A 13,964-nucleotide genomic window follows, 5' to 3' on the forward strand; every position below is an offset into this window, starting at 1 on the left:
GCCTGCAAGCATCCATAACAAATTCAAGAAAGGAGAAACACCATGGCCGAAGCAAAAGTACTCAGTGGCGCAGGCCTGCGTGGCCAAGTGGCCGGCCAGACTGCACTGTCGACCGTGGGCCAGGCCGGTGCCGGGCTGACCTACCGGGGTTACGATGTGCGTGACCTGGCGGCCGGTGCCGAATTCGAAGAAGTTGCCTACCTGCTGCTGTACGGCGAGCTGCCAACCCAGGCAGAACTGGCTGACTACAAGCGCAAGCTCAAGGGCCTGCGTGACCTGCCGCAAGCCTTGAAAGAAGTGCTGGAGCGCATCCCGCGTGACGCCCACCCGATGGACGTGATGCGCACCGGTTGCTCGGTACTGGGTACCCTCGAACCAGAACTGACCTTCGAAGCCCAGCGCGACAAGACCGACCGCCTGCTGGCGCTGTTCCCGGCCGTGATGTGCTACTGGTACCGCTTCACCCACCATGGCGTGCGCATCGACTGCACCAGCGAAGAAGACACCCTTGGTGGCCACTTCCTGCACCTGCTGCACGGCAAGAAGCCAAGCGAGCTGCACGTCAAGGTCATGAACGTGTCGCTGATTCTCTACGCCGAGCACGAGTTCAACGCCTCGACCTTCACGGCGCGTGTCTGCGCCTCGACCCTGTCCGACCTGTACTCCTGCGTTACCGCTGCCATCGGCTCGCTGCGCGGCCCGCTGCACGGCGGTGCCAACGAAGCCGCGATGGAGCTCATCGAGCGCTTCCAGAGCCCGCAGGAAGCCACTGCCGAGCTGCTGCGCATGCTCGAACGCAAGGACAAGATCATGGGCTTCGGCCATGCCATCTACAAAGAGTCCGACCCGCGCAACGAGGTGATCAAGGGCTGGTCGAAGCAACTGGCTGACGAAGTGGGCGACAAGGTGCTGTACCCGGTTTCCGAAGCCATCGACAAGACCATGTGGGAGCAGAAGCGCCTGTTCCCCAACGCCGACTTCTACCATGCCTCGGCGTACCACTTCATGGGCATTCCGACCAAGCTGTTCACCCCGATCTTCGTCTGCTCGCGCCTGACTGGCTGGGCGGCGCACGTCTTCGAGCAGCGCGCCAACAACCGCATCATCCGCCCGAGCGCCGAGTATGTCGGCGTCGAGCAGCGCCAGTTCGTGCCGATCGAGCAGCGCTGATTAGACATAGAGAGGCAACCCGTTTCCTTTGTGGGAGCGGGCTTGCCCGCGAATGCGCCAGCAGGGCGGACGCATTGGCGGGCAAGCCCGCTCCCACAGGGGCGGAGGAACCTTCCGAATCCTGTGACCGAGCCTGATTCCATGATGAACACTGCATTCCGCAAGCACCTGCCAGGCACCGACCTGGACTACTTCGATGCCCGTGCGGCAGTCGAGGCGATCAAGCCCGGCGCCTACGACGGCCTGCCATACACCTCCCGCGTGCTCGCCGAAAACCTGGTGCGCCGCTGCGACCCGGGCACCCTCGACGCCTCGCTGAGCCAGCTGATCGAACGCAAGCGCGACCTCGACTTCCCCTGGTTCCCGGCCCGTGTGGTGTGCCACGACATTCTCGGCCAGACCGCGCTGGTCGACCTGGCTGGCCTGCGCGACGCCATCGCCGACAAAGGCGGCGACCCGGCGGCCGTCAACCCGGTGGTGCCCGTGCAGCTGATCGTCGACCACTCGCTGGCCGTCGAGTGCGGCGGTTTCGACCCGCAGGCCTTCGAGAAGAACCGCGCCATCGAAGACCGCCGCAACGAAGATCGCTTCCACTTCATCAACTGGACCAAGAAGGCGTTCAAGAACGTCGACGTGATCCAGCCGGGCAACGGCATCATGCACCAGATCAACCTGGAGAAGATGTCGCCGGTGATCCACAACGACCGGGGCGTGGCCTACCCGGACACGTGCGTCGGCACTGACAGCCACACCCCGCATGTCGACGCCCTGGGCGTGATCGCCATCGGCGTGGGCGGCCTGGAAGCCGAGAACGTGATGCTTGGCCGCGCCTCCTGGATGCGCCTGCCGGAAATCGTCGGCGTCGAGCTGACTGGCAAGCTGGCACCCAACATCACCGCCACCGACCTGGTGCTGGCCCTGACCGAATTCCTGCGCAAGCAGAAGGTGGTCGGCGCCTATCTGGAGTTCCACGGTGAGGGGGCCCGTGCCCTGACCTTGGGCGACCGTGCCACCATTTCCAACATGGCGCCGGAGTACGGTGCCACCGCGGCGATGTTCGCCATCGACCAGCAGACCATCGACTACCTACGCCTGACCGGCCGCGAAGAGCAGCAGGTCAAGCTGGTAGAGACTTACGCCAAGGCCACCGGCCTGTGGGCCGACAGCCTGGGTGCGGCCGTCTATGAACGTACCTTGAGCTTCGACCTGTCGAGCGTGGTGCGCAACATGGCCGGCCCGTCCAACCCGCATGCCCGCGTGGCCACCAGCGACCTGGCGGCCAAAGGTATCGCCGGCAACTGGGAAGAAGTGCCGGGGCAGATGCCTGATGGCGCGGTGATCATCGCTGCCATCACCAGTTGCACCAACACCAGCAACCCGCGCAACGTGATTGCCGCAGGCCTGATTGCGCGCAATGCCAACAAGCTTGGCCTGGCCCGCAAACCGTGGGTCAAGTCGTCGCTGGCGCCAGGCTCCAAGGCCGTGCAGCTGTATCTGGAAGAAGCCGGCCTGGAGAAAGAGCTGGAGCAACTGGGCTTCGGTATCGTCGCCTTCGCCTGCACCACCTGCAACGGCATGTCCGGCGCCCTCGACCCGGTGATCCAGCAAGAAATCATCGACCGCGATCTGTACGCCACGGCTGTGCTGTCGGGTAACCGCAACTTCGACGGGCGTATCCACCCGTATGCCAAGCAGGCCTTCCTGGCATCGCCGCCGCTGGTGGTGGCCTATGCCATTGCCGGTACGATCCGCTTCGACATCGAGAAGGATGTGCTGGGCGTGGTCGATGGCAAGGAAATCCGCCTGAAGGATATCTGGCCCAGCGATGAAGAAATCGACGCCGTGGTGCGTGCCTCGGTCAAGCCGGAGCAGTTCCGCAAGGTGTACATCCCGATGTTCGCCATCGAGGAAGACCGTGGGCCGAAGGTGGCGCCGCTGTACGACTGGCGCCCGATGAGTACCTATATCCGTCGCCCACCCTACTGGGAAGGCGCCCTGGCCGGCGAGCGCACCTTGCGTGGCATGCGCCCGCTGGCGGTGCTGCCGGACAACATCACCACCGACCACCTGTCGCCGTCCAACGCCATCATGCTCGACAGCGCCGCCGGTGAGTACCTGGCGAAAATGGGTTTGCCGGAAGAGGACTTCAACTCCTACGCCACCCACCGTGGTGACCACCTGACCGCCCAGCGCGCCACCTTTGCCAACCCCAAGCTGTTCAACGAAATGGTGCGCAAGGAAGACGGCAGCGTGAAGCAGGGCTCCCTGGCGCGAATCGAGCCGGAAGGCAAGGTCACCCGCATGTGGGAGGCGATCGAAACCTACATGCAGCGCAAGCAGCCGCTGATCATCGTAGCCGGTGCCGACTACGGCCAGGGCTCGTCCCGCGACTGGGCAGCCAAGGGCGTGCGCCTGGCAGGTGTCGAGGCGATCGTGGCCGAAGGCTTCGAGCGCATTCACCGCACCAACCTGGTGGGCATGGGGGTGTTGCCGTTGGAGTTCAAGCCGGGTACCGACCGCAAGACCTTGGGCCTGGACGGTAGCGAGACTTATGACGTGCTTGGCGCGCGCACGCCTCGGGCGACCCTGACGCTGGTGGTCACCCGCGCTAACGGCGAGCGCCTGGAAGTGCCGGTGACCTGCCGCCTGGACACCGCCGAGGAAGTGTCGATCTACGAAGCGGGCGGGGTGCTGCAGCGCTTTGCCCAGGACTTCCTCGAAGCGACTGCCTGAGCATGAAACGGGGCTGCTATGCGGCCAATCGCGACACAAGGTCGCTCCTACAAGGGACCGCGCGCTCCTGTGGGGGCGGCTGCGTAGCAGCCCCAGGGTATTTCACCGGACTATCAGGATGCCCAAGACAATGGCACATGTACCGCAAGTAAAAATCCCCGCCACCTACATCCGTGGCGGCACCAGCAAAGGCGTGTTCTTCCGCTTGCAAGACTTGCCCGAGCAGGCGCAAATTCCCGGCCCGGCCCGGGATGCACTGCTGCTGCGGGTCATCGGCAGTCCCGACCCTTACGGTAAGCAGATCGACGGCATGGGCGGCGCGACGTCGAGCACCAGCAAGACCGTGATCCTGTCGCGCAGCATCAAGCCCGAGCATGATGTGGACTACCTGTTCGGCCAGGTCAGCATCGACAAGGCCTTCGTCGACTGGAGCGGCAACTGCGGCAACCTGTCCGCTGCGGTCGGTTCGTTCGCCATCAGCAGCGGCCTGGTCGACCCGGCGCGGGTTCCGCGCAACGGTATCGCCACCGTGCGTATCTGGCAGGCGAATATCGGCAAGACCATCATCGCCCATGTGCCGATCACCGAAGGCGAGGTACAGGAAACCGGCGATTTCGAGCTGGACGGGGTGACCTTCCCGGCGGCCGAGGTGCAGTTGGAGTTCCTTGACCCGGCAGCCGATGAAGACGGCGACGGCGGTGCCATGTTCCCCACCGGCAAGCTGGTCGATGACCTGGAAGTGCCGGGTGTCGGCACCTTCAAGGCGACCTTGATCAATGCCGGTATCCCGACCATCTTCGTCAATGCTGCCGATATCGGCTACACCGGAACCGAACTGCAGGACGCCATCAATGGCGATCCACAGGCGCTGCTGCGCTTCGAGACCATTCGCGCCTATGGCGCCGTGCGCATGGGGCTTATCGACAACGTCGACCAGGCTGCCGGGCGTCAGCACACGCCGAAAGTGGCGTTCGTCGCGCCGCCGAGCACCTACACTGCGTCCAGTGGCAAGCCTGTGCAGGCGGGTGATATCGACTTGCTGGTGCGGGCCTTGTCGATGGGCAAGCTGCACCATGCCATGATGGGTACGGCGGCGGTGGCGATCGGTACCGCGGCGGCCATTCCGGGCACGCTGGTCAACCTCGCCGCTGGCGGCGGCGAGCGCAGCGCCGTGCGTTTCGGTCACCCCTCGGGCACCCTGCGGGTTGGCGCCGAGGCGCGCCAGGTGAAGGGTGAGTGGACGGTGACCAAGGCAATCATGAGCCGCAGTGCTCGCGTGCTGATGGAAGGCTGGGTTCGCGTGCCTGGCGATAGCTTCTAACGCACCACTGGCGCTCGGCTTTAGTCAGTTGGGACCGCTTGGCGGCCCTTCGCGGGCAAGCCCGCGAAGGGCTGCACAGCAGCCCCGGCCATTCTGAAGGGAGCTGGATATGAGCGCCAACGTAGACCTCAATGACCGCCCGGACTACGACCGGGTGTTGCAAACCCTGGCCGACTACGCCCTCGGCTACCGGGTCGAAGCCCTCGAAGCCCTGGACACCGCACGCAACTGCCTGATGGACACCCTCGGCTGCGGCCTTCTGGCCTTGCGCTTCCCCGAATGCACCAAGCTGCTTGGCCCTCAGGTGGAAGGCACGCTGGTCCCCAATGGCGCCCGTGTCCCTGGCACCGCCTACCGCCTCGACCCGATCAAGGCGGCCTGGGACATCGGCTGCACGGTACGCTGGCTGGACTACAACGACACCTGGCTGGCCGCCGAATGGGCTCACCCGTCGGACAACCTTGGCGGCATCCTGGCGGTTGCCGATCACCTGTCACAGAAGCGCGTGGCCGCAGGTGAAAAGCCGCTGCTGATGCGTGAGGTGCTCGAAGCCATGGTCATGGCGCATGAGATCCAGGGCGTGCTGGCGCTGGAAAACGCCTTCAACCGCGTCGGCCTCGATCATGTGATTCTGGTGAAGGTGGCTTCGACCGCCGTGTGCGCCAGGCTGATGGGGGCCAATCGAGAGCAGATGCTTTCGGCATTGTCCCATGCCTTCGTCGACGGCCAGGCGCTGCGTACCTACCGCCATGCGCCCAACGCGGGGTCGCGCAAGTCCTGGGCTGCCGGTGACGCTTCCAGCCGAGGTGTGCGCCTGGCCGATATCGCTTTGCGCGGGGAGATGGGCGTGCCGGGTGTGCTTACGGCGCCGCAGTGGGGGTTCTACGACGTATCGTTCAGCCATACCAACAAGGACCTGGCGCTCAAGCCCGCCGGGCAGTATGAGCTGCGCCTGCCCCAGGCCCTGGGCAGCTATGTGATGGAAAACGTGCTGTTCAAGGTCAGTTTCCCGGCCGAGTTTCACGCCCAGACTGCCTGTGAAGCGGCGGTAACGCTGCATCCGCGTGTACGTAACCGCCTGCATGAAATCGACCGTATCGTCATCACCACCCAGGAATCGGCGATCCGCATCATTTCCAAGAGCGGCCCGCTGGCCAATGCCGCCGACCGCGACCATTGCCTGCAGTACATGGTGGCGGTGCCGCTGATCTTTGGCCATTTGGTTGCCGAGCATTATGAGGATGCGTTCCATGCCAACCACCCGAGCATCGACCGATTGCGCGAGAAGATGGAGGTGGTGGAGGACCCGCGCTTCAGTCGCGAATACCTGGAGCCGGACAAGCGTTCGATCGCCAATGCGCTGCAGGTGTTCTTCAAGGATGGCAGCAGTACCGAGCAGGTAGTGGTGGAGTACCCGATCGGGCATCGGCGGCGGCGAGGGGAGGGCATACCGCTGTTGGAAGCCAAGTTCAGGGCCAATCTGGCGACGCGGTTTGCGCGGCAGCGCTGTGAAGAGATTGTCGGTGTGTGCAAGGATCAGCAGAGGCTGGAAGGGATGTCGGTGCACCGGTTTGTGGATTTGTTCGTGATCTGAGTCTGTGAGGGGCTTGTAGGAGCAGCCTTGTGCTGCGAAGAGGTCATTACTGACCAGAGGGGCTGTTGCCTTGCTGGCCTCTTCGCAGCACAAGGCTGCTCCTACAGGGGCCTGCGCAGGTTTTTAGAAGCCGGCATGGACCAAGACAAAAAAGCCCCGGCATCACTGCCGGGGCTTTCGTTTACAGCGTGTAACTCAGCTTACGCCTGAACCACCGGAATCTTGGCGTTGGCTGCCGCTTCGCGGAACTCGGCGATCTGGTCGAAGCTCAGGTAGCGGTAAACGTCGGCAGCCATGCTGTCGATGTCCTTCGCGTACTGCATGTACTCTTCGACGGTCGGCAGCTTGCCGATGATCGAAGCGACAGCAGCCAGCTCGGCCGATGCCAGGTATACGTTGGTAGCGTCGCCCAGACGGTTCGGGAAGTTACGGGTCGAAGTGGAGACCACGGTCGAACCGGTCTGCACACGTGCCTGGTTACCCATGCACAGCGAGCAGCCTGGCATTTCCATGCGTGCACCGGCCTTGCCGTAGATGCCGTAGTAGCCTTCTTCGGTCAGCTGGTGAGCGTCCATCTTGGTTGGCGGCGCCAGCCACAGACGGGTTGGGATGCCACCCTTGACCTTGTCCAGCAGCTTGCCGGCAGCGCGGAAGTGACCGATGTTGGTCATGCACGAACCGATGAACACTTCGTCGATCTTCTCGCCCTGTACCGAGGACAGCAGGCGGGCATCGTCCGGGTCGTTCGGCGCGCAGAGCACAGGCTCTTTGACGTCGGCCAGGTCGATCTCGATGATTTCAGCGTATTCGGCATCGGCGTCGGCCGACAGCAGCTCAGGCTTGGCCAGCCAGGCTTCCATGGCCTGGGCACGGCGCTCCAGGGTACGGGCATCGCCGTAGCCTTCGCCGATCATCCAGCGCAGCAGGGTGATGTTGGACTGCAGGTACTCGGCGATGGCCTTCTCTGGCAGCTTGATGGTGCAACCGGCAGCGGAGCGCTCGGCCGAGGCGTCGGACAGCTCGAAGGCTTGCTCGACGGTCAGCTCGTCCAGGCCTTCGATTTCCAGGATGCGGCCGGAGAAGGCGTTTTTCTTGCCTTTCTTCTCGACGGTCAGCAGGCCTTTCTGGATGGCGTAGTAAGGGATGGCGTGTACCAGGTCACGCAGGGTGATGCCTGGCTGCAGTTTGCCCTTGAAGCGCACCAGGATCGATTCTGGCATGTCCAGCGGCATGACGCCGGTGGCGGCGGCGAAGGCCACCAGGCCGGAACCGGCCGGGAACGAGATGCCGATCGGGAAGCGGGTGTGCGAGTCGCCGCCGGTACCTACGGTGTCAGGCATCAGCATGCGGTTCAGCCAGCTGTGGATGATGCCGTCGCCTGGGCGCAGCGACACGCCGCCACGGGTGCGGATAAAGTCTGGCAGGGTGTGGTGGGTGGTGACGTCGATCGGCTTCGGATAGGCCGCGGTGTGGCAGAACGACTGCATCACCAGGTCAGCGGAGAAGCCCAGGCACGCCAGGTCTTTCAGCTCGTCGCGGGTCATCGGGCCAGTGGTGTCCTGGGAGCCGACGGTGGTCATCTTCGGTTCGCAGTAGGCACCAGGGCGCACGCCTTGGCCTTCTGGCAGGCCACAGGCACGGCCGACCATTTTCTGCGCCAGGGTGAAGCCCTTGCCGGTGTCGGCAGGCTGCTCTGGTTTCTTGAACAGGTCCGACGGGCCCTGGCCCAGCTCGGCGCGGGCTTTTTCGGTCAGACCACGGCCGACGATCAGCGGGATACGGCCGCCAGCGCGCACTTCGTCCAGCAGTACTTCGGTTTTCAGTGCGAAGCTGGTGACCAGCTCGTCGCTGCCGTGACGGCGCACTTCACCTTTGAACGGGTAGACGTCGATGACGTCGCCCATGGCCAGGTTGGTGCAGTCGAATTCGATCGGCAGGGCGCCGGCGTCTTCCATGGTGTTGTAGAAGATCGGGGCGATCTTGGTGCCGAAGCAGAAGCCGCCGGCGCGCTTGTTCGGCACGTACGGGATGTCGTCGCCGAAGAACCACAGTACCGAGTTGGTAGCGGATTTACGCGAGGAGCCGGTACCGACCACGTCACCTACATAGGCAACCGGGAAACCCTTGGCCTTGACGGCTTCGATCTGGGCCAGCGGGCCGACCGAGCCAGGCTGCGACGGTTCGATACCGTCGCGGGCCATTTTCAGCATGGCCAGGGCGTGCAGCGGGATGTCGGGGCGCGACCAGGCGTCCGGGGCAGGGGACAGGTCGTCGGTGTTGGTTTCGCCAGGCACCTTGAACACGGTCAGGGTGTACTTGTCGGCGATGGCCGGGCGCGAGGTGAACCACTCGCCGGCAGCCCAGGATTCCAGCACGGCCTTGGCGTGAACGTTGCCGGCCTTGGCTTTTTCGGCCACGTCGTGGAAGGCATCGAACATCAGCAGGGTGTGCTTGAGCTGCTCGGCCGCGACGGCGCCCAGTTCGGCGTCATCCAGCAGTGCGACCAGCGTTTCGATGTTGTAGCCGCCCTGCATGGTGCCCAGCAGTTCGGTGGCGTGCTTGCGGTCGATCAGTGGCGACTTGGCTTCGCCCTTGGCGACGGCGGAGAGGAAAGCGGCCTTGACGTAGGCAGCTTCGTCGACCCCTGGCGGTACGCGGTTGGTGATCAGGTCTACGAGGAAGGCTTCTTCGCCGGCCGGCGGGTTTTTCAGCAGCTCGACCAGGCCTGCAGTTTGTTCGGCGTTCAGCGGCTGGGGCACGATACCCAGGGCGGCACGCTCTTCGATGTGTTTGCGGTAGGCTTCAAGCACAGTTATTTCCCTCATCAGTGGTCCCTAAAGGGGGTCCGGGACGCTTATCCAGCATTCAATGCACCTATGCGCTGCCACGGCTTTGTGGGCCGCCCAGCCAAGGTCGCAAAGAATCCTTACAGAAGCTGCTTTCAAAGTTTTACGCCTGCAGAACGGGGGCTGATGAGGGCTGGCGCGGGCATGCGAGGGATGCATGGCCCGGGCCAACGCCGTTCTACCGGATCAACTGTGCTCGTGACGCTTTGAAAACAGCTTCCAACGGACATTGTTGCCTTTGAAAAGGCGGGATGATTCTACGGCAAAAAAAGCCCGAAGGTAAGGCGGTGATCATGACTTTAACGAGTGACCCTGGTTAGACAAAGGGCTAACATGGGCCTGTGTTCCACCGCCAAGCTGTTGTTTTTCATGTCCAACAAGTCCATCAAAACCCCTTGCGTCGGCCTGTGCTCCACGGTGTACGGAGACACGGTGTGCCGTGGCTGCAAGCGTTTTCACCACGAAGTAATCAACTGGAACGGCTACGACGACACGCAAAAGCGTGCGGTGTGGATGCGCCTTGAGCAGTTGCTGGTGCAGGTGATGATGGCCAAGCTCGAGGTGTTCGACAAAGGCCTGCTGCGCCAGCAACTGGAGCAGCGCTCCATCCGCTTTGTCGAGCAGCAGTCGGAATATTGCTGGGCTTACCAGCTGATTGCCCGTGGGGCGCGGATGATCCGTGACCTGGAGGCCTACGGCATGGTGCTGTTGCCGGAGTTCCGCGACTGGGAGCTGCCGCAGTTGCGCGATGCGATCGATCGCGAGTTCTTTCTGCTTTCCGAAGCGCATTATCAGCGCTATATCGCCCCCAGCTTCCTGCGCGATGCCTTGGCGACGGGGCAAGATTGACGCTTTCTTGATAAAGCTACCGGCCTCTTCGCGGGCGTGCCCGCGAAGAGGCCGGTGAAACGACCGAATCAGTCGCCGGTGTACTCACAACCGCTGGTGCAGGTTTCGTGGATACGCACCTTCGACAGCTCCGGCATCAGCGGCTTGACCTGGTCCCAGATCCATTTGGCGATCACTTCGCTGGTGGGGTTTTCCAGGCCTGGGATGTCGTTCAGGTAGTTGTGGTCCAGCTGCTCGTAGATCGGCTTGAAGATCGCCTTCACCTCGGCAAAGTCGCGGATCCAGCCTGTGTGCGGGTCCAGAGGGCCGGTCAGGTGCAGGCCGACCTTGAACGAGTGGCCATGCAGGCGGCCGCATTTGTGCCCTTCAGGGACGTGGGGCAGGCGGTGGGCCGATTCGAATGTGAATTCTTTAAAGATTTCCACGCTGTCATAACTCTATGTGAATCAACAATGCGCGCAGTCTACCAGCATGGTCGCTACAAGGCTTGCAGGCGTTCATGCAACCGCCCGGTGGCAATCCGCGCCAGCAGCGTCCCTAGCGCTACTCCTACAATGGGCCGAGTCTGGCAGGCGACGTAACTGCGCTATCATGCCGCCAGCTGTTTTCAGGTTGAATTAAGGACCAGCGGTTAATCTTAACCCCGTAGACAACTTGTACAGTTCTCAGGAGAGAAGAACGATGAAAACCTTGACTGCCCTGTTCACCGCCGCTGCCCTCGCCTTGGGCGCCAATGCCGCTTTCGCCAAGGATGTACAACCCGACGAAGTGGTCAAACTGGTCAACGCCAAGACCATCAAGTCGCTGGACGAACTCAAGGCTGCCGCCGTGGCCAAGCACCCGGGCTCCACCGTCACCGACTCGGAACTTGAAGACGAGTACGGCCGCTACATCTACAAGGTCGAGCTGCGTGACACGCAAAACGTCGAATGGGACGTGGCGCTGGACGCCAAGACCGGTGAAGTGTTGAAGGATGAGCGGGACAATTGATGATTCACTTAGCGCGGCCAGCGCGTTACCTCGCGCTGGCGCTGCTGGCCGTATGTTCTCTGGCCGCTGCCCGCGACCTCGATCAGGACGAAGCCCTGCAGCTGCGGCAGAAGGGCATCATCCTGCCTCTTGAGCAACTGCTGGAAACCGCCCTGGGGCGTTACCCCGGGGCGCGTTTACTGGAGGCCGAGCTGGAAGAGGACGACGATCGCTATGAATATGAAGTCGAGTTGCTGACGACTGAAGGTGTGGTGCGCGAGATCAAACTCGATGCCAGCACCGGCGCCCTGCTCAAAGACGAGGAAGACGACTGAATGCGCCTGTTGCTTGTCGAGGACAATGTGCCACTGGCCGATGAACTGACCGCCGGCCTGCAGCGCCAGGGCTATGCCGTGGACTGGCTGGCCGATGGCCGTGATGCGGTGTACCAGGGCCAGAGCGAGCCTTACGACCTGATCATCCTGGACCTCGGCCTGCCCGGCTTGCCAGGCCTGGAAGTGCTGGCCCAGTGGCGCGCCGCTGGCCTGGCCACACCGGTGTTGATCCTTACCGCGCGTGGCTCCTGGGCCGAGCGTATCGAAGGGTTGAAGGCCGGCGCCGATGACTACCTGAGCAAGCCCTTCCACCCCGAAGAGCTGCAATTGCGCATCCAGGCATTGTTGCGCCGCGCCCGTGGCCTGGCCAACCAGCCGAAACTGGAAGCGGCCGGTTTGCACCTTGACGAAAGCCGACAGAGCGTAAGCCGTGATGGCGTGGACATCCAGCTGACCGCCGCCGAGTTCCGCCTGCTGCGCTACTTCATGTTGCACCCGCAACAGATCTTGTCCAAAAGCCATCTGGCCGAGCACCTTTACGACGGTGAAACCGAGCGCGACTCGAACGTGCTGGAAGTGCATGTGAACCACTTGCGCCGCAAGCTGGGCCGCAGTGTCATCGAAACGCGTCGCGGGCAAGGGTACATCTATGCCGGGAGCGGCGAGTGAAGTCGATCCAGGCGCGCCTGAGCCTGGGCCTGGTGGCCGTGCTGGTGGTGGTTGGCGTGGTGCTGGCGCAATTGACCTTGTGGCTGTTCGAAGCCGGCCTGCAACGCTACCTGGAAAATGGCCTGCGCAAGGAAAGCGAGAACCTGCTGGTGGCATTGGTGCGTGGGCCTTCCGGCCTGCAGCTGGATGAGCGGCGTATTTCGGCGGCTTATCAGCGGCCGTTCTCCGGTTACTACTTCCGCATCGATTTTGACCAAGGCACCTGGAGGTCTCGTTCGTTGTGGGACCTGGACATGCCCAAGCCCGCAGCGCCAGGGCTTTCCGATAGCCATGAACTCGGCCCGGAAGGCCAGCAGTTGCTGACCCTGCGCGCCGACTACCGGCGCCTGGGCCAGGCGATTTCGATCAGTGTGGCACAGGACTATTCACCGGTGCGCGAAAGCTTCCGGCGCCTGCAGCAGATCGGCCTGGGTATGGGCTTTGTGGCGCTGATCGTGGTCCTGGTGCTGCAGCGCGTAACAGTTACGCGCTCGCTGCGGCCCCTGGAGCGGGCACGCCAGCAGATCGCCCAGTTGCAGCAGGGCCAGCGCTCGCAGCTGGATGCCGAAGTGCCCAGCGAATTGGCGCCACTGGTGGGGCAGATCAACCACTTGCTCAGCCACACCGAAGACAGCCTGCGCCGTTCGCGCAATGCCCTCGGCAACCTCGGCCATGCGCTGAAGACGCCGCTGGCGGTGCTGCTGAGCCTGGCCTCCAGCGAACGCCTGAAGGATCTGCCTGAAGTCCGCGCGCAGATGCGCGAGCAGTTGGAGCAGATTCAGCAACGCCTGGCGCGCGAGCTGAACCGTGCACGCCTGGCAGGGGATGCCTTGCCGGGTGCGCAGTTCGATTGTGATGCCGAACTGCCGGGGTTGCTGGGGACCTTGGGCATGATCCATGGCGAGGGCTTGCAGTTGGCAAGTGATGTACCGCCTGGGCTGTTGTTGCCATGGGACCGCGAGGACTTCCTGGAACTGTTGGGCAACCTGCTGGACAACGCCTGCAAGTGGGCTGACAGCGAGGTGCGCCTGGGAGTGGCGCCGAATGGCGAGGGCTACCGGCTGTGGGTCGATGACGATGGCCCCGGCATCCCTGAGGACCGGCGGCAGCAGGTGTTGGAGCGCGGTTCGCGGCTGGACGAGCAGGTGGACGGGCATGGGCTGGGGTTGGGCATCGTGCGCGATATCGTCGACGCCTGGGGCGGGCGACTGGCCTTGCAGGAGAGCCCATTGGGCGGATTGCGGGTGAGCATCGACCTGCCGCGCAAGGCTCGTTAGAGCCGGGGGCATGCCCGCGAACACGGGCGGAGTCCGTGCCATCCACCGCGTAGTTTGCTTCGCGGGCACAAGCAGCACAAGACAGTTGCTCCCACAGCTGCCATGGCAGTACTGCAAAAAAACTGCAGTACAGGCGCAGTTTTTTGAATTAGCCCAATCGCA

11 protein-coding genes are annotated in these 13,964 nt (G+C 63.3%); 9 read left to right on the forward strand and 2 right to left on the reverse strand.

Annotated elements, in window-relative coordinates; all coding sequences use genetic code 11:
- The first annotated feature begins 42 nt into the window (after positions 1 to 42).
- From prpC to prpD, 4 genes are all read left to right on the forward strand, one after another.
- Positions 43 to 1,170 carry a bifunctional 2-methylcitrate synthase/citrate synthase gene (prpC, locus tag ACNFBR_RS07505; RefSeq protein WP_416734308.1) on the forward strand — a complete coding sequence of 376 codons (1,128 nt, stop codon included), beginning with the start codon at positions 43 to 45 and terminating at the stop codon, positions 1,168 to 1,170.
- A 144-nt stretch (positions 1,171 to 1,314) separates the two neighbouring features.
- Positions 1,315 to 3,903 (forward strand): Fe/S-dependent 2-methylisocitrate dehydratase AcnD, encoded by a 2,589-nt coding sequence (gene acnD / locus ACNFBR_RS07510; protein WP_416734501.1) that lies wholly within the window; start codon positions 1,315 to 1,317, stop codon positions 3,901 to 3,903.
- Positions 3,904 to 4,033: 130 nt separating this feature from the next.
- Positions 4,034 to 5,224, forward strand: a complete 1,191-nt coding sequence (prpF, locus tag ACNFBR_RS07515) for a 2-methylaconitate cis-trans isomerase PrpF (protein ID WP_416734502.1) — start codon at positions 4,034 to 4,036, stop codon at positions 5,222 to 5,224.
- A gap of 109 nt (positions 5,225 to 5,333) precedes the next feature.
- Entirely contained in the window at positions 5,334 to 6,818 is a 1,485-nt protein-coding gene (gene prpD, locus ACNFBR_RS07520; RefSeq protein WP_416734309.1) for a 2-methylcitrate dehydratase, read from the forward strand.
- 200 nt (positions 6,819 to 7,018) lie between these two features.
- On the opposite strand, the gene acnB is transcribed toward prpD, so the two are convergent.
- Entirely contained in the window at positions 7,019 to 9,628 is a 2,610-nt protein-coding gene (gene acnB, locus ACNFBR_RS07525; RefSeq protein WP_416734503.1) for a bifunctional aconitate hydratase 2/2-methylisocitrate dehydratase, read from the reverse strand.
- Positions 9,629 to 10,033: 405 nt separating this feature from the next.
- On the opposite strand from acnB, the gene ACNFBR_RS07530 reads away from it, so the two are divergent.
- Entirely contained in the window at positions 10,034 to 10,513 is a 480-nt protein-coding gene (locus ACNFBR_RS07530) for a DUF1289 domain-containing protein (RefSeq protein WP_416734504.1), read from the forward strand.
- Between the two features lie 68 nt (positions 10,514 to 10,581).
- Here ACNFBR_RS07530 and queD read toward each other — a convergent pair whose 3' ends face one another.
- Positions 10,582 to 10,938: a 6-carboxytetrahydropterin synthase QueD gene (queD, locus tag ACNFBR_RS07535; RefSeq protein ID WP_012271598.1), complete on the reverse strand. Its 357-nt coding sequence runs from the start codon at positions 10,936 to 10,938 to the stop codon at positions 10,582 to 10,584.
- A 256-nt stretch (positions 10,939 to 11,194) separates the two neighbouring features.
- On the opposite strand from queD, the gene ACNFBR_RS07540 reads away from it, so the two are divergent.
- The 4 genes from ACNFBR_RS07540 to ACNFBR_RS07555 are packed head-to-tail and all read left to right on the forward strand — an operon-like array spanning position 11,195 to position 13,802.
- On the forward strand, positions 11,195 to 11,503 hold the full coding sequence (locus ACNFBR_RS07540) for a PepSY domain-containing protein (protein WP_012271601.1): 309 nt from the start codon (positions 11,195 to 11,197) through the stop codon (positions 11,501 to 11,503).
- Positions 11,503 to 11,817, forward strand: coding sequence for a PepSY domain-containing protein (locus ACNFBR_RS07545; RefSeq protein ID WP_416734310.1), 315 nt, complete (start codon positions 11,503 to 11,505; stop codon positions 11,815 to 11,817). Before ACNFBR_RS07540 ends, ACNFBR_RS07545 begins: the two co-directional genes overlap by 1 nt.
- Positions 11,818 to 12,486 carry a response regulator transcription factor gene (locus tag ACNFBR_RS07550; RefSeq protein ID WP_416734311.1) on the forward strand — a complete coding sequence of 223 codons (669 nt, stop codon included), beginning with the start codon at positions 11,818 to 11,820 and terminating at the stop codon, positions 12,484 to 12,486.
- The gene (locus tag ACNFBR_RS07555) at positions 12,483 to 13,802 is read left to right on the forward strand and encodes an ATP-binding protein (protein ID WP_416734312.1); all 1,320 of its coding nucleotides are present in this window, start codon (positions 12,483 to 12,485) and stop codon (positions 13,800 to 13,802) included. The genes ACNFBR_RS07550 and ACNFBR_RS07555 overlap by 4 nt, the downstream gene beginning before the upstream one ends.
- Positions 13,803 to 13,964 lie beyond the last annotated feature (162 nt).

This window comes from Pseudomonas sp. NY11955, from assembly GCF_048068035.1.
Taxonomy (GTDB): Bacteria; Pseudomonadota; Gammaproteobacteria; order Pseudomonadales; family Pseudomonadaceae; genus Aquipseudomonas.